At 39.3% G+C, this 19883-nt stretch carries 17 protein-coding genes; 11 read left to right on the forward strand and 6 right to left on the reverse strand.

What is annotated here, in order from left to right; genetic code table 11:
* The 10 genes from H8B21_RS02365 (at window position 1) to H8B21_RS02410 (ending at window position 9567) form a co-directional block, all read left to right on the forward strand.
* Window positions 1–198 (forward strand): CcmD family protein, encoded by a 198-nt coding sequence (locus H8B21_RS02365; protein ID WP_190312176.1) that lies wholly within the window; start codon window positions 1–3, stop codon window positions 196–198.
* Window positions 199–205: 7 nt separating this feature from the next.
* Window positions 206–1189, forward strand: a complete 984-nt coding sequence (locus H8B21_RS02370; RefSeq protein WP_190312177.1) for a DUF6427 family protein — start codon at window positions 206–208, stop codon at window positions 1187–1189.
* 131 nt (window positions 1190–1320) lie between these two features.
* Entirely contained in the window at window positions 1321–2643 is a 1323-nt protein-coding gene (locus tag H8B21_RS02375; RefSeq protein WP_190312178.1) for a porin family protein, read from the forward strand.
* A gap of 56 nt (window positions 2644–2699) precedes the next feature.
* Window positions 2700–3251, forward strand: a complete 552-nt coding sequence (locus tag H8B21_RS02380; RefSeq protein WP_223814870.1) for an LptA/OstA family protein — start codon at window positions 2700–2702, stop codon at window positions 3249–3251.
* Window positions 3252–3365: 114 nt separating this feature from the next.
* Window positions 3366–5465: a peptidylprolyl isomerase gene (locus H8B21_RS02385; protein ID WP_223814782.1), complete on the forward strand. Its 2100-nt coding sequence runs from the start codon at window positions 3366–3368 to the stop codon at window positions 5463–5465.
* A 61-nt stretch (window positions 5466–5526) separates the two neighbouring features.
* Window positions 5527–6042, forward strand: a complete 516-nt coding sequence (locus tag H8B21_RS02390) for a DUF2480 family protein (protein WP_190312181.1) — start codon at window positions 5527–5529, stop codon at window positions 6040–6042.
* Window positions 6043–6073: 31 nt separating this feature from the next.
* Complete coding sequence (locus H8B21_RS02395; RefSeq protein WP_190312182.1) at window positions 6074–6862, forward strand: DUF3108 domain-containing protein; 789 nt, start codon at window positions 6074–6076, stop codon at window positions 6860–6862.
* 5 nt (window positions 6863–6867) lie between these two features.
* Window positions 6868–7431: a DUF3109 family protein gene (locus tag H8B21_RS02400; RefSeq protein WP_190312183.1), complete on the forward strand. Its 564-nt coding sequence runs from the start codon at window positions 6868–6870 to the stop codon at window positions 7429–7431.
* A gap of 108 nt (window positions 7432–7539) precedes the next feature.
* Entirely contained in the window at window positions 7540–8511 is a 972-nt protein-coding gene (locus H8B21_RS02405; protein ID WP_190312184.1) for a polyprenyl synthetase family protein, read from the forward strand.
* A 9-nt stretch (window positions 8512–8520) separates the two neighbouring features.
* Window positions 8521–9567: a TerC family protein gene (locus H8B21_RS02410; protein WP_190312185.1), complete on the forward strand. Its 1047-nt coding sequence runs from the start codon at window positions 8521–8523 to the stop codon at window positions 9565–9567.
* Here H8B21_RS02410 and H8B21_RS02415 read toward each other — a convergent pair.
* The gene (locus H8B21_RS02415) at window positions 9564–10841 is read right to left on the reverse strand and encodes a hypothetical protein (protein WP_190312186.1); all 1278 of its coding nucleotides are present in this window, start codon (window positions 10839–10841) and stop codon (window positions 9564–9566) included. The genes H8B21_RS02410 and H8B21_RS02415 overlap by 4 nt on opposite strands.
* 399 nt (window positions 10842–11240) lie before the next feature.
* Between H8B21_RS02415 and H8B21_RS02420 the strand changes: the two genes are divergently transcribed.
* Entirely contained in the window at window positions 11241–12911 is a 1671-nt protein-coding gene (locus H8B21_RS02420) for a glutamine--tRNA ligase/YqeY domain fusion protein (protein WP_190312187.1), read from the forward strand.
* Between the two features lie 40 nt (window positions 12912–12951).
* Here the strand turns inward: H8B21_RS02420 and H8B21_RS02425 are convergent, their stop codons facing one another.
* The 5 genes from H8B21_RS02425 to H8B21_RS02445 all read right to left on the reverse strand — a co-directional run bounded on the left by H8B21_RS02425 (window position 12952) and on the right by H8B21_RS02445 (window position 19796).
* Complete coding sequence (locus tag H8B21_RS02425) at window positions 12952–15966, reverse strand: glycosyltransferase family 117 protein (protein ID WP_190312188.1); 3015 nt, start codon at window positions 15964–15966, stop codon at window positions 12952–12954.
* 91 nt (window positions 15967–16057) lie between these two features.
* Window positions 16058–17014, reverse strand: coding sequence for a methylenetetrahydrofolate reductase [NAD(P)H] (gene metF / locus H8B21_RS02430; RefSeq protein WP_190312189.1), 957 nt, complete (start codon window positions 17012–17014; stop codon window positions 16058–16060).
* A 126-nt stretch (window positions 17015–17140) separates the two neighbouring features.
* Window positions 17141–17668 carry a ribosome maturation factor RimM gene (gene rimM, locus H8B21_RS02435; protein ID WP_190312190.1) on the reverse strand — a complete coding sequence of 176 codons (528 nt, stop codon included), beginning with the start codon at window positions 17666–17668 and terminating at the stop codon, window positions 17141–17143.
* 434 nt (window positions 17669–18102) lie between these two features.
* Window positions 18103–18672, reverse strand: a complete 570-nt coding sequence (locus tag H8B21_RS02440) for a 30S ribosomal protein S16 (protein WP_190312191.1) — start codon at window positions 18670–18672, stop codon at window positions 18103–18105.
* Between the two features lie 125 nt (window positions 18673–18797).
* On the reverse strand, window positions 18798–19796 hold the full coding sequence (locus H8B21_RS02445) for an RHS repeat protein (protein WP_190312192.1): 999 nt from the start codon (window positions 19794–19796) through the stop codon (window positions 18798–18800).
* Window positions 19797–19883: the final 87 nt, after the last annotated feature.

Here is a 19883-nt window from a genome sequence, read left to right on the forward strand (position 1 = left end):
ATGAAAAAGATAACCACGTTTTTAGTGTTTCTCATAATAAGTAATTATACATTTGCCCAAAATCAAATAGAAATGGCGACCGGCCTCCGTAGCTCCGGAAAGATATACGTAGTGGTACTTGTGTTGCTAACCATCTTTGTCGTTTTGGGTATATTCTTATTTATGTTGGATAGACGTATAAAGAAACTAGAGAAGTAATCGGACAATGATCATAAGCCAACATCGAAAATTTACGCCAATCAATATTGTTTTGGTATCGGCTATCGGTTTGGTTTTATGTTTAGGCATTTTCCTTAGCCTTCCGGATCACATCACTCCTATATTATTTGAGCCTGCAATCAACAACCTTATCGGGATACGGATAGGCTCTGGCCTAGCTCCTGGAGAGAATGTGATGATTACCTTGATCCTTACATTACTACAGGCATTTTTCCTAAATCGGATAGTTAATAACTTTAACCTTCTGGGCAAGCCCAATTTTACCCCAGCATTAATGTATATGACGCTGGTTAGTTTGTTTACGCCATTTTTGGTGCTTTCTCCTCCCCTTATTTGTAATTTTATTACGATATGGATGCTTGGCAAACTGTTTAATATTTATAAGCAACATGATATAAAAGGATTGATGTTTGATTTAGGGATGATTGTTGCCATCGGAAGCCTAATTTATTTCCCGTTTATGGTCATGATGTTGCTTTTGTGGATAAGTTTGCTGATCTTTCGCCCTTTTAACTGGAGAGAGTGGATAACGCCGCTATTAGGTTTTTCGACTATATATTTCCTTTTGGGCGTTATTTATTATTGGATAGGGCGTCTACAAGAATTCTTTGCCATTTTTAAACCGCTTGGTTACGCATTTCCTACTGAGTTGTCCCTTAATATGTATGACTACCTCGTTATTATTCCGATAGCCATCGCTTTGTTATTTTTTCTTGTTGTGCTGAAGGAACATTTCTTCAAGAGTGTTGTCCATTTACGCAAATCTTTCCAACTTCTATTTTTTATGATATTGTTGACCTTAGGTTCTTTTTATCTTAACAATCATATCACCATCAACCATTTTTTGCTTTGCGCCCCTCCAATTGCAATTTACCTTGCATTTTATTTCACTAATTCAAAATCAAAATGGATATACGAAACATTATATCTTGTTATTGTAGCCGCTATTATCTATTTCCAGTTTATTTAATATTAAAAGGCTTATGCCTGCTATGTAGCCGTTGCTACACAAATCACTAAGCACCAACCGATTAACCTTTTTTAACAAATAGAACTAACGGAATAGTTAAAAATTAGATAGTTTTGTAGCAAATTTTGACCATGCACAGAAATTCAATAGGAAGTTTTACCAAAATAGCCATGCAGCTGTTGTTAGGATTAAGCTTATTTGGCATCCAACAGGCATATGCACAAAGATCTACCTCCCATTCTCCTTATTCACAATTTGGTTTGGGACAAATGCGAAACGACTTATTGCCACAAACACGTGCTATGGGCGGTATCTCCACCGGTGTAAGATATCTAACGGGACTTCCTACATTGAACATTGCCAATCCTGCATCCTACTCGGGGCTGAACCGTACGGTTTTAGAAGCGGGTATGTATGGTAATTTCACACAATTATCAAGAAATAATTTGAGCGATAATACCGCCGATTTTGCCTTTGGACATATTGCTATTGGGATACCATTACAAAAATACGGCGGATTTTCTTTTGGGTTACTACCGTTTTCGGATGTTGGATATTCATCAAAAAGTGTAGAATCTATAGATGATTTAGTTTACGAGAAGCAGATATTTGGAGAAGGTGGAATCAATAAAGCCTATTTAGGTTACGGTGTATCACCTGTCAAAGGGTTAAGCATAGGTGCTAATGCCGGTTTTCTTTTTGGAAATCTTTACGACATTACTGAAGTGAAGTTTCTAAGTGATCTCTCCGCCTATCCGGCAGAGTTAAAAGAGACTCGCAACATCAGGGGGGCAACTATTGATTACGGGATTCAATATAGCAAATCCATCAACAGGAAATATAACTTAACATTGGGTTATACGGGAACGTTAAATAACAAGATCAATGCGAAACCAAGCCGGATCATTACAATCTCTCAAAATAATTTTGACGAAGACTATATTGCCCCGCCACTAGATACCATTAGCACTGGAACTTTTGCTACCAAAAAGATCCAACTTCCTTTAAAGCATAATGTCGGCTTCACCTTGTCAAAAGGATATAATTGGTTGGTAGGCGCTGATTTTAATTATGCTGATTGGTCGAAGTTCGAAGTTTTGGAAGGCCAAAGCAAACTAGAAAAAAGCTATGGTTTTGCCGTAGGAGGACAAATTAAGCCTGATCCCACTTCAGTACGTTATTGGAATCAGGTAGATTACCGTTTGGGATTCCGTTATAACCAAACGCCGATTGTATATAGGAACCAACGGATTAACGATATGGCTGTTAGCATAGGATTAGGCTTACCTCTACCAGAAACAAATTTTGGACGTACCTTCTCTCAAATCAATATCTCCGCCGAACTTGGACAACAAGGTTCACTTAACCACAATTTGGTAAGGGAACGGTATATCAACATTAATTTTGGTTTCACGATTAACGACTCTTGGTTTATTCGCCGAAGTTTAGATTAACGATGCATTTCTTGCCTATCCATAAAAGTTACAAAAAACTGTCCTTAACGATATATATGTTGTTAGGGGCGCTTTCATTTATGGCTTGTGAGAATGATCTACGTGATGTCGAAAAGATCGCGAATATACAACAAGAAGAGAATGTCAACATTTCTAGAGACGTGACGGTAATCTATAGTGATTCCGCGAAAGTAAAAGCTGAGCTGACAGCGCCCGAACTGCGGGAATATCCAGACAGCATTGCTATGTACGAATTTCAGAAAGGTGTATTGATACGCTTTTTCGACGAACATGGGGGCGAGTCCCAGCGCATACGCTCGGATTATGCGGTCCAAAAGATAAATGAAGGGCTAACTGAATTTAGAAAAAATGTGGTTGTTAATATGGTCGATGGCTCGGTGATTAAAACAGAAGAACTTTATTTTGACGAGAAGAAAAACATTTATTATAATTCTGTTCCTATCACCTTCGACTTCAAAGATCAACGCGGAAGTTTACAAGCGACTTCCTTCATTTCGGACACGGATTTCAAAAAGATTGATGGTCAAAATATGACCGGTTTCTATATCCCTTCGGGCGACCAACAACTTCCTTCTTTCGGTAATTAAGATGTCGCAAACAATTTTTTATATTTTTTTTCATAAAAGTCGTATCTTGCGCCTTGTTTTTAATAAAGGTCAATTAAGTAACTGAATAAACAGAGTATATAGACTATGGGATTAATGAGCTATTTGCGGAACCGAGCGGGGTTGGTAGTAACTGTCATTGGTTTAGCAATTATTGCGTTTTTATTGGGAGATATCATCAGCTATGGAACTCCTTTTTGGATGAAGAATCAAAATCAAGTGGGCAGCGTTAATGGAGAATCTATTGACTACCAGCTATTTAACATGCAGGTTGACCAAACTACAGCAATGTACCAACAGCAAATGGGAGGAACAGCATCGCCACAAATGCGTAACTATGCGGTACAGCAAGTTTGGAATCAATTTATCTCACAAGAACTCTTGAAGCAGGAAATCGAGAAAATAGGGCTTTCTGTTGGACGGGATGAGCTAAACAATTTGGTGTCCGGCACCAATCCTTCGCCACAAATTGTTCAAGCATTTACCAACCCTGAAACGGGCGTATTCGATAAAAACCAGTTGAACACGTTCCTTTCACAAATTAATAGCCAGGGAACACCGGAAATGCGCCAACAATGGGAGATGCTTTTAGAAAACATCCGCAATGAGCGTTTGAATGAAAAATATTCGAACTTATTGACCAACAGCGTATACGTTACTTCATTGGAAGCGCAAGAAGAGTATAACCAACGTAATAAATTAGCAAACTTTAAATATTTAATGCTTGATTATTCTTCGGTGAAAGATTCAGAAATCAAATTAACCGATTCGGATTACAAAGCATACTACGACGCGCATAAAAATGCTTTCGAAAATCAAGAGGAAAGCAGAGCGATAGAATATGTATTGTTTGACGCCCGACCTACTGCTAACGATACAGCAGCCACCAAGTCTGTTATTGAGCAATTGAAGTCAGAACTCGTAAACTCGACTACAGACTCATTATTTGCAACAGTCAACTCGGACACTAAATATCCGTATACTTATCTACGTAAAGGACAAGTAAGCCCGGCATTGGATTCTGTTATTTTCAATGCACCTGTTGGCGCAACAGTCGGACCTTTTTTATCTAACGACAGATTTGAAATCGCAAAGGTTGTGGATGCTAAATTCAGTCCGGACTCTGTAACAGCTTCTCACATTTTATTGAATACAACAGCAGAAGGCGGTATAGATAAAGCCCAAGCGAAAGCGGATTCCATCAAAAGGTTGATCCAACAAGGAGAAAGTTTTTCCGCACTTGCTGTGCAATTTAGTTTAGACGAAGGCAGTAAAATAAATGGCGGTGATTTAGGTACTTTCCCACGAGGACAAATGGTTCCAGAGTTTGATGAAGCTGTATTTTCAGGCAAGGCTGGTGACGTAGTTATCGTTAACAGTCGTTTTGGAACACACATTATCCGAATCGAAAAACAAATTGGTAATTCGAAAATTGTTAAAGCGGCTATTGTAGATAAGGTGATCAACAGTGGCAAAGCGACAACGGATGCCGCATACGCGAAAGCAAATAACTTCTTTGGTGAGGCAAATGGCAAAAACTTTACAGAAGTTGCAAATAAACAAAGCACTACGGTACATAAAGCAGAACGTGTCGTACCGATGGATAATACCTTTAATGGTGTTGAAGTCCCACGGGATCTTGTTCGTTGGGCTTTTGAAGCTAAAAAAGGAGAAGTTTCAGAACGGATATTTGACACCGAAGATCATTTTGTTATTGCACGCGTGGTTGATGTGCAAGCTAAAGGCACGCTTTCGTTAGAAGCTGTGAAACCACAAATCGAAGCTCGTGTACGCAATGAAGTAAAAGCAAAAATGCTTACAGAAAAGCTAAACAATGCGTTGAGTGGTGCGTCATCGATAGATCAAGTGGCACAAAAACTAGAAAAAACAGCCGTTGACATTGAGAATATCGTTATGGCAAACCCGGTACTTCCAGGTGTGGCGATGGAGCCAGCGGTGGTAGGGGCAGCATTTGGTTTACAACCGAATAAACTGTCTAAAGCGGTAAAAGGCGAGCAAGGCGTATTTGCTGTGCAAGTGACTGGTTTTGTTAATCCTGCGGAACTTGTGGCTAGCGATATCAACAATCAAAAGCAACAAATGCAGACGGCAAAAGCACAGCGCTCTTGGGGGGCTATTTACCAAGCTCTCCAGCACAAAGCTGATATTCATGACAATCGCATTAGATTCTATTAGGATATAATAAGTAACTTTATAGCCGGACATATTGGTGTCCGGCTTTTTGTTTTGATATCGTATGGACATTCAAGAAAATATCGTCAATAAAGTAGCCCAAAGCGGTCTAATTACCATTGATTTGGCGCATTATGCGCCAAAAGAAGAAATTGTGGTATATGACATTAAAGACAATTTATTTCACGGGCTTATATTAAAGGAAAAAGATTTTCGAACATTTATTAAGGAACACGATTGGAGTCAATACCAGAATAGACACGTCGGTATTATCTGCTCAACAGATGCTATCGTTCCTACTTGGGCTTACATGCTTCTTGCGAATAAACTTGAACCGCATGCGCTTTCGGTACATTTTGGAGATAAAGAAACCGTGTTGGACAATTTGTTTACGCAGGCATTAGACCAAATTGATTTTAGTACCTATCAAGATGGACGGGTTGTAGTAAAGGGATGTGGAGATATCTATGTGCCGGAATCAGCGTTTATTAAATTTACCCTTGGATTAAGCAAAGTTGTCAAGAGCATCATGTATGGTGAGCCTTGCTCTACTGTACCCGTATATAAGCGTAAAAGTTAAACTATTGCCCACTATCTATGTCCATTACTATATGAAGAAAATTTACACGTTTATCGCGTTTTTCATTTGTAGCATAGGGTTTACCATCGGACAGACGTTACCATATTTGCCGCAACCTACATATCAGGCCGGAGAGAACTTAACATATAAGTTAAAGTATGGGATTTTGTCTGTTGCAACAGGTACATTAAAAGTAGAAAAGTCGAAGCTACGTTTTAGCAATCCCAATGCCTTCCATTTATCTGCTTTTGGCCAGACTTCCGGAATATTTGCGGTTTATAAAGTAAGGAATAAGTACGATTCCTATATTGATGGCAGTACATATCTTCCATATCTCTATATCGAAGATATACATGAAGGTAATTATACCCGTGAGGAATATGCTACTTTCGACCATCAGAATAAAAAAGTTTCGGGTAAGAAGGGTACATTTACCAGCCCTACCTCCCAATTTTTCGATTTACTATCAGCCTATTATTTTTCCCGTAATCTAGATCTATCTTCTCTAAAAAAAGGAGATTCATTTAAACTTACGTACTTCTTAAACGATGAAGTGGCTCAGCTGGGCATCAAATATGTCGGTATCGAAAAAATCAAGACATCGTTAGGAGAGCTGGAATGTATTAAGTTCAGTCCAGAAATCACACCCGGTAGGATATTCAGAAAAGATAGCCAACTTTTCCTATGGGTTACCAACGATGGTAATCGTATCCCCGTAAAAGCACAAGTAGAAATTTTGGTGGGTACCGTGACCATGGAGTTGATCAGTGCAAAAGGCTTAAAGCACACGCTTGGAAAGCGCGTTAGTTATTCAAAATAAACAACATGATTGAAGTAGGCAACGTATTAGTGCACGAGGATATCATCAAGAATGATTTTGTTTGTAATTTAAACAAATGTAAGGGTATTTGCTGTGTAGAAGGAGATTCAGGAGCGCCTCTAAATGAAAAAGAAACCGAGATTCTCCGTGAAATCTACCCGAAAGTAAAACCTTATATGACCGAAAAGGGCATCCAGGCCATCGAAGAACAAGGCACACACGTTATCGATATGGATGGCGATCTAACAACGACTTGTGTGGATGGCAATAAAGAATGTGCTTATGTAACCTGGGACAACGGTATTACGAAATGTGCAATTGAAAAAGCCTATGAACTAGGCGAAATCGATTGGAAAAAACCTATATCCTGCCACCTCTACCCTATCCGCACGACACGCTATCCCGCGTTTGATGTTTTACATTACGATCGTTGGCATATTTGTAGCGACGCCTGTACATTTGGTAAAGAACTGGGTATCCCGGTATATAAATTTGTCAAAGAACCCCTTATTCGTGAATATGGTGAAGAATGGTATAAAGAATTAGAATTAGCTATCGACGCTTTATAATCATTTCCAGATTATTTCATCCAGTTTTGTGTTTATCCTACATGGATATTTCTTATATTTATTGCAATTTTAACTGCTTTAAAAGCCATGGTGATTTAGCCATTTTTCATGCTGAAATTAAAAGATATACAAAACCCAATAGCACAAGAGCTAAAAGAATTTGAAAGTCGGTTTAAAGAATCGATGCATAGCTCTGTACCCTTGTTAAACCGCATTACACAATACATCTTGAAACAGAAAGGAAAACAAATGCGCCCTATGTTCGTTTTTCTTTCAGCCGGATTGTGTGGGGACATCAATGATTCTAGCTATCGGGCAGCGTCATTGGTCGAGTTATTACATACGGCATCTTTAATACATGACGATGTAGTGGACAATGCGAATGAACGCCGCGGGTTCTTCTCGGTCAATGCCTTATGGAAAAACAAAATAGCCGTGTTATTGGGTGATTTCCTACTTTCAAAAGGCATGTCACTTTCTGTGAAGCATAATGAACTCAACCTACTAAAAGTCATGTCTGACGCCGTAGAAGAAATGAGCGAGGGCGAATTACTGCAAATAGAAAAGGCACGTAAACTTGATATTGAAGAAAGCGTATATTTTGAGGTGATCCGTAAGAAAACTGCTTCCCTTATCGCGGCATGTTGTGCCTGTGGTGCCTCTTCTGTAAAAGCTCCGCAAGAGACTGTCGACCGCCTACACCTGTTTGGAGAAAAGGTAGGAATAGCCTTTCAAATAAAAGATGACCTTTTCGACTTCGGCCTGGACGATATCGGAAAACCAGTAGGAAATGACATCAAAGAAAAAAAGATGACCCTACCACTCATTTACGCCCTAAGAAATACAAACCGCGCGGAGAAGAGGCGTATTATCAACCTGGTAAAAAACCATAGTGAAAACAAAGATAAGGTCGCCGAAGTTATTACTTTTGTACGGAGCAGCGGCGGAATGGATTACGCAAGAAATAAAATGTTGCAGTACCAACAGGAAGCCTTTGATATATTAACAGCATTTCCTGATAATACGTATAAGGTTGCGTTAGAACAATTAGTCAGATTTACAACAGAAAGAAATAAATAGAATCTACATATGAGCCACGAATTGTTATTTTTTGGAGGATTTATTATATTCATTGTCCTTATGCTCGCCATTGACTTGGGATTGTTCTCCAAGAGTGACAAGCCAGTATCATTCAAAGCTGCTGCCATCATGAGTGCGGTTTGGGTTTTCTTTGCGCTAGCATTTGGCTTGGTACTATATATTTGGGGAAATGAGCTACATAACGTCCATGATTTTGCCCGCCTCAAAGAGATCATTGCGAAGCACTACCATAATATCCGCATCAATGAGAACGATTTAGCAGCAAGTATCCAACTATATAACAAGACGTTAAGTATAGAATACCTCACTGGTTATGTGGTGGAATATGCGTTGTCCGTGGATAATATCTTCGTTATGGTGCTTCTATTTTCTTCCTTTGGTATTCCGGAAAAATACTATCATAAAGTACTGGTATGGGGAATCATCGGCGCAATCATCCTCCGTTGTATATTCATCTTTGTTGGGGCGGCATTAATTGCAAAGTTTGGATGGATACTCTATGTTTTCGGCGCTTTTTTAGTGTATACCGGTATCAATATGTATATGAATCGTAACAAGGAGGAAGAGGTTGACCCGCAAAATCACCCTGTGGTCAAGTTTGCGTCGAAATATTTTAAGGTTACTCCCCGTTTGGATGGTGGCCGTTTCTTTCATATCGAAAACGGCGTAAGGTATATGACGCCTTTGTTTTTAGTATTATTGGTTATCGAATTTACGGACTTGATTTTTGCTGTGGATTCTATCCCCGCAATCTTTTCTGTAACAAAAGATCCTTACATTGTATTTTTCTCTAATATCTTCGCTGTCTTAGGATTACGCTCTATGTTCTTCCTTTTGGTGAATATCATTGATAAATTCCATTATCTGAAAGTCGGTTTAGCATTTCTATTGATTTTCATCGGAGCAAAAATGTTGCTGCATAGCTGGCTGGAAGAATTCGGTTTCCAAACAGTTCACTCTTTAATCATCATTATATCCATTCTGGTGATCAGTATTGTGGCGTCGTTGGTGTTTCCGAAAAAAGAAAAAGTTTAATTTATAAAATCTCCTTGTTGATTGACCGCTTTTACGTAAGGGTTAGCATATCTGTCCATAATAACAGCAAATTGATAGCGGCTAACAAAAGCTTCTTCGTCAAAGCTGCCCTCAAATTTTAACTTTGCCGACCATTCTTTCTCTATCTGTTTGCTTATTTCGTCTCCACGAAGTCCTACGAATTTAATTAAAGACAGGAAATCTTTCCATTGGAAATCATCCCCCTTATTATCTAAAAACCACAATTGACTTCTGGAATACAACCGGTCAAAAATGGGTTCAACTTCATCAAAACTTACGCGTTCATCTTTTTGGAAACGAAAATCATCATCTTTATGTAGATTTGGTAATACGCCGGCTAATCCAAAACGTTGTAACGCGTAAAAGTGTACCTCATTAACCGCAACATCTTGATAAGGTAAAATACGGGCGTTATATGTCATTAACTCTGTTTGCAATTTTCGGATGTCTACTTTGTCAGCAGAAGTCTTGAAAAATGCCAGATAAGCTGCTGTTGCACCGACTGCTTGTCCAACGGCCGTACGAAAAGGGCTTAATTTTATATCTTCATGTAGCAATTCTTCTAAACTTCGAAAATTAAAGAAACCATCTCTTTCTCCTGCTAGAATATTTCCCAATTGTGCTCCATATAGCGTGTCGCCGATTTGTCCTGCTGCCACTAACGTACGGACTTGCGTTAAAGACAATGTGCGAAGTGGTTGCATTGGCTCGATATTATTACCCCAAGATATGTCAACTAAATTAGATAATTCTTGTTTCCCGGATGCGTCGACTACACACCGTACAATATATCTGTGTTTACTAGACACTTGGACTTCCCAATCGCGCTTCCGTCGCTTGATTGACAATATATCTTCTCCTCTCATTATTGTTAATTGCGGTAACTTTCGCAATACTTTCTCTACAGCGTTTTGAAATAGTCGGGGATTCATTTCTCGTTTAACAACCGTCGCCAGCGAATCATCCGGAGTCTTTGCAAGAGCCATTTCCATTAAAATTTCCATCCATATTCCACCATCTAGATGTGGCATATTCTCTATCTGAACCTGCCCGCTGGAAAATTCAGGCATCAGCTGTTCCCCCTCAACTAACCATATTGTTGGAACACTCGATTTGGCGCTCTGTACCGCCACTGAAAATGCTAAAAGATCTGATCCGTATACAATAACTTGAGGTTTCTTAGCTTTTTGTCCAAAACAAGGTTGTACAATAACAAATAGTAAAAGAAAGATAATGCGGGATATTTGTTTCATATTCGAAAATACAGAATTTTTGTCTTTCTTTTTTTCTTGACAAAAAAAGAAACAAAAAAGTCAAGGCTTAATATGGTTTTGCTATTTTCCATCTGCTATTCCTAAACAGCATGGAACTCGCTTCGCTCAAACAACATGCTGTTTTAAACGGAATAGCCTTCTGAAAAATGGCTGCAAAACAATATAAGGCCGATTTAGTCTACATCACCGCGATCTATTAGTGACCACGTTCATCTATGCGGTGCACTATCCATCCTTAACCTTCAAATGTCGCATCCAAATGTTTTACGGCTGTACAAACTCATCCTTAGTACTATCCCTAATGTAAAACATTTGAAGCGACGAGGTTTTGCTTCTTTTTACGGGAAAAAGAAGACAAAAAAAAGTAACTTTGTAGTTATGTTAAACGAAGAAAAACCACTGAATTTTATTGAGGAGATTATCGAAGAGGATCTCCGCAAAGGTACACGTGACGGACGTGTTTTGACACGTTTTCCGCCTGAGCCAAATGGTTATCTCCATATCGGTCATGCAAAATCCATCTGTTTAAACTTTGGACTTGCAGAAAAGTATAATGGAAAAACCAACCTCCGTTTTGATGATACCAACCCTGTAACGGAAGAAACAGAATATGTGGACAGCATCAAACAGGATATACAGTGGTTAGGTTTTCAATGGGCTGAAGAGCTATACACTTCCGATTATTTTGAGACATTGTATACATATGCCGTTGATTTGATAAAAAAAGGACTCGCTTACGTAGACGATAGCACTTCTGAACAGATTGCTGCTTCAAAAGGTACGCCGACCGAACCAGGTATACCTACGCCATATCGCGACCGTACCATCGAAGAAAACCTACAGCTTTTCCAAGAAATGCGAAACGGTAAATATAAAGACGGTGAAAAGGTGCTCCGTGCTAAAGTTGATTTGGCAAGCCCAAACATGCATCTACGTGACCCCTTACTATATCGTATAAAACACGCTCATCATCACCGTACGGGGGATAAATGGTGTATTTATCCTATGTATGATTTTGCACACGGTCAATCCGATTCCATTGAAAAAATCACACATTCTATTTGCACATTAGAGTTTATTCCACACCGTCCGTTATATGATTGGCTTATTGAGAAACTGGAAATATTTCCATCTAAACAATATGAATTTGCACGTTTGAATATGACTTATACCGTTATGAGCAAACGTAAATTATTGCAACTGGTCAACGAGAAATATGTAGAAAGTTGGGACGATCCGCGCATGCCCACTATTTCGGGTTTGAGGCGTCGTGGCTATACACCGGCATCTATCCGTAATTTTTGTGAACGAATCGGTGTGCAAAAGCGGGAGAATATGATTGACGTCGGTTTATTGGAGTTCTGTATTCGTGAAGACCTTAATGCTACAGCTTGGCGTCGGATGGCGGTACTGAATCCCATTAAACTCGTTATCACGAACTATCCCGACGGACAAACGGAGGATCTAATTGGCGAAAACAATCCGGAAGTAGAGGGAGGAGAAGGCTCGCGTACTATTCCTTTTTCTAAAGAGCTCTGGATAGAACGGGACGATTTTATGGAAGAACCTCCGAAGAAGTTTTTCCGGTTAGGCCCTGGTCTTTCCGTACGCCTAAAGCATGCCTACATCGTGCAATGCCATGATTTCATAAAAGATGAAAACGGTAATATAACTGAAGTACATTGTACGTATGTGCCTAATTCGAAATCCGGTGAAGACACATCTGGACTAAAAGTAAAAGGAACCATTCATTGGGTGTCGGCTGCACATGCCAAAGAAGCCGAGGTGAGACTTTACGATCGCTTGTTTAATGAAGAAAACCCTGCCGCTGCAGAAGACTTCAAAGCATCTATCAATCCGAATAGTTTGCAAATTATCAATAAGGCTTATATAGAGCCCGATTTGGCAACAGCAGAGTCTGGTAAAGGTTATCAATTTATCAGATTAGGATATTTCACTATAGATACGAAATCTACAGCAGAACGTCTTGTGTTTAGCCGGACAGTCACATTAAAAGATAGTTGGGCTAAAGAAGTTAAGAAAGGATAACAATAGAAAGGAGGCGTTTAGAGTGCCTCCTTTCTATTTGTTATTCACTTATATATTTATCTCGATAGTAAGTGAAAGTTTTATTCACCTGCGCGTATAACTCCCTTTCGTTTGTTCCTTCCAAAATAGCATCATACATCTCTAAAGCTGCCAGAGAAAATCTTATCTTACGCACATCCAAAGCGTCAGGTTTATCCCTGACGAGCGATTCCGAATAATCGAGGTAATCTTTAACCAAACTGACGTTTCGCTTCACTACCCGATTAGCCAATTCAATTTCTTCTGTTTTATACAATGTATCCACAATATCCGTATAGGTAAGCGCCTCATTTAAGCTATACGTCCTTTTTGGTAAAATATCAACAGCTTTCACAGCAACGGCTTTCGCACGTTCCATATCCCCTTGTTGTTTCAATAATTGTGTCGTTTGTGCATAAACATCTGGATAGATAAAATTCTCCATCATACGACGGGAATCTACATCCACAAAGTTCATCGAGCCATATTTTCCCCATCTAAAATTTTGTGTCGCATTCTCATAGAGCTTTTCCATATTCGCCATTAATTGCCCCTCTTGTTGCTTGGGAAGCTCCACTGGCATCAGCTTACGAACGATACCTTCATCTACAATATATTTATCCAGTCCTGCCATGAGATTTGTCGGTGTGTAATTGGTAAAGTAAATCGGTCTTTCCCAATTGTTCGTCAAAACAATGGACATCAAACTTAATTCCGCCCGCGAAACATGATTTTGAGGATAGTCCCATTTCATTTTGTCCACAACATACTCAGACCATTTCGACGGAACGACCTGATGATTTATAACGGCCTGTTTATCTACCGCCATTTCTATCTTCTTCGCCGGCAAATAGCTCAACATCTTTCCATTCTGGGTCTGCACCTGATTGGTCGGATTATCCGACAACAGGAATTCCAATAAGGTATCGAGATGGACATAGTTTTCTATCCCTTGATCCACAAAGGGCATATAATCCCGCACACCCTCTGCCAGTTTAGCTGTATCAAAATTCAATCTGACCGGAGCAGCATCATTCACTTGGTTAGACAATTGCCTTACATACCAATGCGATTGCAGATAACTTAAATTAACAATGCGTACATCGGTACGGATACCCTCCACTTCCTGTAAATACCACAGTGGAAAAGTATCATTGTCGGCATAGGTAAACAAAATGGCATTGGGTTTGCAAGATGCGAGATAATTATACGCCATATCCCGCGCCAATGATCTATCTGACCGATCATGGTCATCCCAGTTTTCTGAAATCAAAAGAACAGGCGCTGCCAATAAACAAACCAGACCCGATGTCATGACTGAAGCTCTTAAACTCACCTTCCTATTCATAAAGTCTGCAAGCCCCAACACACCTAGACCTATCCAAATGGAAAACGCATAGAACGATCCGGCATAGGCATAATCACGTTCCCGGGGTTGTATGGGTGTCTGATTAAGATAAATAACAATAGCTGCACCTGTAAAAAAGAAGAGTAACGCGACGATAGATGCAAACCGCTTATCTTTTCGAAAATGCCATATTAAGCCAATCACTCCTATAAATAGCGGAAGAAAATAATACACATTGCGGCTCGGATTGGTATACATTGATTCAGGGAGGTCTGTTTGACCACCGACCAACCGACTGTCTATTGTTTTTAACCCCGAAATCCAATTGCCCTCACTATATCCACCATAATTTTGCTCATCATTTTGCCGACCGACAAAATTCCAAAAGAAATAACGGCTGTACATATTTCCCAATTGGTATTTAAAGAAAAAATTCAGATTATCAGAGAATGTGGGGTTTTCGTTTGGTGCCAACCCCAGGTAACTTCTATAATAGTCCGCGTGTTTCTCACTGTAAAGACGCGGAAAAAGCATTTCATTACTATAAGTATATTGAGAGATACCTTCGATTTTTTCGTATTTTGTCGTTCCTTTTTTATAGGTTTCCGTTGGCTTTATCCCGGTTACTTGCGCATCGAAAGTCTGCCCCCTTAATAAGGGTTCCTTACCATATTGTTCTCGATTGAGATAACCGAGAAAAGCGTAGACATTATCGGGTGAATTGTTATTTAAAGCAGGGTCAGCATGTGCGCGGATAGCAATCATCGCGTAGGACAAGTAACCAAAACAAATAAAGCTCAAACTCAACAAACTGATATTTAAAATAGGTCTTCCTTGAAGCACACTGTATCGGATACCCCACACCAAACCACCAACAAGAAGCAAGAAGAAAAATACAATTCCAGAACCGAATCCCAAGCCGAGTTGGTTCACAAAAAACACATCAAAAGTAGCAGCTATCCGTATAGAATACTGGATAAGACCCCAAAGTATAAGCGCCAACACCGTAATACCTATTGTTAGTGCTTTTACCATCCCTTTCCAAGTGATTTGCTGGTTTTTCTTAAAATAAACAACTAGAGCAATCGCCGGAATAGTCAATAAGTTTAGTAAATGCACGCCGATAGATAAACCCATGATATAGGCTATCAAAATCAGCCAGCGGTTAGCATCAGGTTCTTCCGCTCTTCTCTCCCATTTCAAAATCAACCAAAAGACGACTGCGGTGCATAAAGAGGACATGGCATATACTTCCGATTCGACCGCAGAGTACCAAAACGTATCCGTAAAACCGTAGGCTAACGCTCCGATTACCCCCGCCAGCATAATTTGGATCACCATCCAATTCGTTGGTGTTCCTCCCCTTCCAATAAGAATCTTTCTTGTAAGTGCCGTGATTGTCCAGAAGAGGAATAAAATGGTGAGTCCACTGCATACTGCCGAACCTATATTCATCCAATAGGCAATTTTTGATACATCCCCTAAAGCAAAATTGGAAAATATATTCTGTATCATTAAAAACAGAGGTGCCCCAGGCTGATGGACGATTTGGAGTCTATAAGCAGAAGCTATAAATTCCCCCGTATCCCACCAACTAGTAAAGCGATCTGCAGTTATAATATAGACAACGGTTGTAAGGATAGCACAAAGCCATCCAAATAAATTGTTAATTTTATCGTAGGTTTTCATAAAACACGCTTTGTTAGCCTAATTTAAAACTACATATAACTGCTGTCAAAATCTGTATATTAACAAATTTTAACAACCCAAAAAGCTATCATTATACCAAACGTTCCACAATTTTCTTCGTCGGTCCGGGATTACTCATGGTATAAAAATGTAACACAGGAGCCCCAAATTTGATTAATTCTTTACATTGCTCCACTAACCATTCTTCCCCTACCTGCCGCACATCCGCATTTGTTTTGCAATCCTCTACCGCCTCGCTTAATTCCTCTGGGATATCCAAATGGAAAATCTTAGGTAGTGTAATCAACTGCCTCTTGGTAGTCATTGGCTTTAAACCCGGGATAATAGGTACATGAATACCGTTATCCCTACATTTCGTGACAAATTCTTTATACTTTTCGACGTTGAAAAACATCTGTGTTACAATAAACTCCGCGCCCATCTCCACTTTTTTCTTCAACCATTTAAAATCGGTATTGAAATTCGGTGATTCAAAATGTTTCTCCGGATAGCCCGCCACTCCTATACAAAAATCTGTTTTTGCTGAACTTTCGATATCTTCATGCAGATATTTCCCGTTATTCATATCAACAACCTGCTGTAGCAAGTCGGTGGCATAAGCGTGTCCGCCGGGTGTAGGAACAAAATCGGGATCTCCTTTTCTTGCGTCACCACGAAGCACGAGTACATTGTCAATACCCAGAAAATTTAGATCAATAAGTGCATTTTCCGTTTCCTCTTTCGTAAATCCTCCACAAATCAGATGAGGCACAGCGTCCACTTTGTATTTGTTCATAATAGCTGCACAAATAGCGACGGTACCGGGTCGCTTTCGGTACGCAACACGCTCTAACAGTCCGCTTACATGTTGCTTATACATGTAATCTTCTCGATGATAGGTCACGTCAATGAACGGAGGTTTGAATTCCATAAGCTCATCCATCGTTTTGAAAATACTTTGAATACCTTGCCCTTTTGCGGGAGGCAATAACTCGAATGAAAACAAAGTCTTTCCGTTTGCGTTTTTTATATGGTCTACGATTTTCATCTTGATAAATTCTTCTTAAAGGTGGTATGCCCCGCCAATTGGCGGATCATGATGGTTTCATTTTTAGCTAAAAGTTACGAAAGATATGGAAGTTAGGGGAGTTATTAAAATGAAATTCATTTTTGATTATATTTCGCGATATAGATCAATCAAACCTTCTGGCAACTCCACTTCTAGAACCTGCTCTTCTGCATCGATTCCCAGAATAAGATCTTCACTTAAAGGAAACATCAACTCCTTCCCATCAAAATCAACGGTAGCAATAAATTGCTGCGGAAACTCTTGCACATCGATTATTTCACCGATCTCACCTTCATGTTCATCCACTACAAGATATCCGACAAAATCGGTGTAGCGAAAATCATCCGGGTCTCTTTCGGGCATTTTATCCTTGGACAGATAGACCTTCTTTTTTATAAGCTCTTTCGTTTTGTCCACATGATCTATGTCTTCTAGATTTAAGTACGCCGTGCTGTTGTTGTGTAATTTTATACTATCTACAAAATAAGGTATCAACTTTTTGTTTATCTCCAAAAAGAGCACATTCAAATCTAATTCTGCATAATCGGCGAATTCAAAATAAAGTTGCAATTCACCTTTTAATCCACGTGTCTTCGTGATGTAACCAATATAAAAAGCGTCGTTGATGTTCATAATAATGTATTTAATCTCCTTTTTTCTTGATAAAAAAGGAGACAAAAAATCAAGGCTTGCATGGTTCCGCTACCTTTACTTGACTATTCCTAAACAGAATGGAACTCGCTGCGCTCAAACAACATTCTGTTTTTAACGGAATATTCTGCATAAAGCTGCCCGCGGAACAACGCGAGGCCGTTTTAATACGCGTAACTGCAATCCATCAATAATCACGTTCATTTACGCATACGCACTACCCCTCTTTAACACGTCAATGTCGCATCCGGATGTTTTACAACTGTACAAATTCACCCTTAGTACTGTCCCAAATGTAAAACATCCGAAGCGACGAGGTTTTTGGTTCTTTTTTACGGGAAAAAAGAACATAAAAAAGGTATTAAAAAAGCCGAATTTTCATAAACTCGGCTTTCTTGAATCTGTATGAATAAGATTTATCCTTCAGTTTCTTCTGTGTTTGCAGCACTTTCTGCTGTTGCTTCAGGGGCTTCCGCAGGAGCTTCTGTTTCCGCTTCACCTTCTGCAGCTTCAGTTTCTTCTGCAACTGGAGCATTTTTAGCAGCAAGAGCGGCAGCTTTTTCTGCATTTTTCTTTGCTTCCGCAGCAAGAGCAGCTTTTTTAGCTTCTTCTTTCGATTGATCTAAGCCTGTTTTCTTACCTTCAATCTTAGCGTCTTTTTCTTCCAACCACTTAGCGAATTTCTCTTCCGCTTGACCTTCGTCAAAAGCACCTTTCTTCACACCACCTTCTAAGTGTTTTTTGTAAAGAACACCTTTGTAAGAAAGGATAGCACGAGCTGTGTCAGTAGGTTGTGCACCTACGTTCATCCAGTACAATGCTCTGTCGAAATCCAAAACGATAGTCGCCGGGTTTGTGTTTGGGTTGTAAGAACCTAAACGTTCAATGAATTTACCGTCACGTGGAGCACGTGAATCTGCTACTACTACATGGTAAAAAGGTTTTCCTTTTTTACCGTGTCTTTGCAATCTGATTTTAGTTGCCATTCTTTTTTAATTGTTTATGTATTCAACATATCCCCCGTGCTTCGCGCAAGAGGGGACGCAAAGATAGCAATTAAAAACTAAAAAGGAAAAAATTAAATACGGCTAAAGATTAACTTGATTAAATACTATTCGTAAGTGACTACTATAAGCTCCTTTCGACGGTTACCTTCACCAACGATTTCAGTAGGTAATTCTAATGCATTGAAACGATAACTATATGTTGTTTTTCCATCAAATAAGAAAGGTAGATTATCTGTATTATTATCTATACCCAAATCTGTCCAATTAATATCATCTCCTTCAGGTAGTGTCCAATTAATATCTTCATCCCCTTCTATTTCAGCATCGGCCTGGCTTCTAGCAATACTATTAGCACTTACTACTTCAGCTAGATCATAGGGATGGAAGCCTAATTGCGCATAAATTTTAGTTAAATAATGTGGGTTTCCCAAATAAGTATTGGAAACTTCTTTTTTGTACGGAATCAGGCTTATTAGCGGATCTGTTCCAAGCTGAGCGTGCTTTAAATATCCATCAAGCTGAGTGGATATAACATTATCGTCTTCGTATAAATAGCGCACTTCTTCTTCCTTTCCTAAAGTAACAAATGGAGATGGCAGATCGAAACTCATTTTACGATAACGAATGGATGAAGGCTTACGATTCGACCCCTCATAGCTAAACGTCGCTAACAATTCGTTTTCCTCTTTACTCTCCTTATCCTGTTCCCAAACGGGATGTTTCGAGGTATAATTATATTTTTGGTATAACAAATCTACATATACTTCTTTCAGCCTTCCTTGTGCATCCCAATGATAACTTAAGTGCTCGACATATTCTTCATCTCTATATTCATCTTTAGCCCTTCGCTCTATTCGAGAAAATTCGACACGCCCGTTAGTTCCATAATAAAACTCTTTATCGTTGACCTTTTTTAAACGTCCCATGGCATCGTATTCAAACCTATAGGTCGTACCAGTTGCAGATGAGCCATATCCTCCTGTAGCCGTGACAGTATTTATTTCTATGCTTGAAATCCTATCAGATAAAAGGTCTTCCATATCATCCGATTTGCACGCTGCAAAAAGTCCGCAAACCAACAATATATAGAGTAGTCTCTTCATAACTTTAATTAACTAGTAGTCATTGCAATACACAAATATATGAAACAAAGTTTATTTCCACTATCTTTTATTTTTTCTTTCTAATAT

This window comes from Sphingobacterium chuzhouense (assembly GCF_014692525.1).
Classification (GTDB): domain Bacteria; phylum Bacteroidota; class Bacteroidia; order Sphingobacteriales; family Sphingobacteriaceae; genus Sphingobacterium; species Sphingobacterium chuzhouense.

Bases quoted from the DNA above. Each gene is read 5' to 3' on its own strand.
- rimM (WP_190312190.1), bottom strand. From the start codon at position 17,668: ATGAACATCAACGACGCTTTTTATATTGGTTACATCACGAAGACACGT.
- H8B21_RS02420 (WP_190312187.1), top strand. From the start codon at position 11,241: ATGTTAAACGAAGAAAAACCACTGAATTTTATTGAGGAGATTATCGAA.
- H8B21_RS02390 (WP_190312181.1), top strand. From the start codon at position 5,527: ATGGACATTCAAGAAAATATCGTCAATAAAGTAGCCCAAAGCGGTCTA.
- H8B21_RS02385 (WP_223814782.1), top strand. From the start codon at position 3,366: ATGAGCTATTTGCGGAACCGAGCGGGGTTGGTAGTAACTGTCATTGGT.
- H8B21_RS02410 (WP_190312185.1), top strand. From the start codon at position 8,521: ATGAGCCACGAATTGTTATTTTTTGGAGGATTTATTATATTCATTGTC.
- metF (WP_190312189.1), bottom strand. From the start codon at position 17,014: ATGAAAATCGTAGACCATATAAAAAACGCAAACGGAAAGACTTTGTTT.
- H8B21_RS02370 (WP_190312177.1), top strand. From the start codon at position 206: ATGATCATAAGCCAACATCGAAAATTTACGCCAATCAATATTGTTTTG.
- H8B21_RS02395 (WP_190312182.1), top strand. From the start codon at position 6,074: ATGAAGAAAATTTACACGTTTATCGCGTTTTTCATTTGTAGCATAGGG.
- H8B21_RS02425 (WP_190312188.1), bottom strand. From the start codon at position 15,966: ATGAAAACCTACGATAAAATTAACAATTTATTTGGATGGCTTTGTGCT.
- H8B21_RS02375 (WP_190312178.1), top strand. From the start codon at position 1,321: ATGCACAGAAATTCAATAGGAAGTTTTACCAAAATAGCCATGCAGCTG.
- H8B21_RS02415 (WP_190312186.1), bottom strand. From the start codon at position 10,841: ATGAAACAAATATCCCGCATTATCTTTCTTTTACTATTTGTTATTGTA.
- H8B21_RS02440 (WP_190312191.1), bottom strand. From the start codon at position 18,672: ATGGCAACTAAAATCAGATTGCAAAGACACGGTAAAAAAGGAAAACCT.
- H8B21_RS02405 (WP_190312184.1), top strand. From the start codon at position 7,540: ATGCTGAAATTAAAAGATATACAAAACCCAATAGCACAAGAGCTAAAA.
- H8B21_RS02365 (WP_190312176.1), top strand. From the start codon at position 1: ATGAAAAAGATAACCACGTTTTTAGTGTTTCTCATAATAAGTAATTAT.
- H8B21_RS02445 (WP_190312192.1), bottom strand. From the start codon at position 19,796: ATGAAGAGACTACTCTATATATTGTTGGTTTGCGGACTTTTTGCAGCG.
- H8B21_RS02380 (WP_223814870.1), top strand. From the start codon at position 2,700: ATGTTGTTAGGGGCGCTTTCATTTATGGCTTGTGAGAATGATCTACGT.
- H8B21_RS02400 (WP_190312183.1), top strand. From the start codon at position 6,868: ATGATTGAAGTAGGCAACGTATTAGTGCACGAGGATATCATCAAGAAT.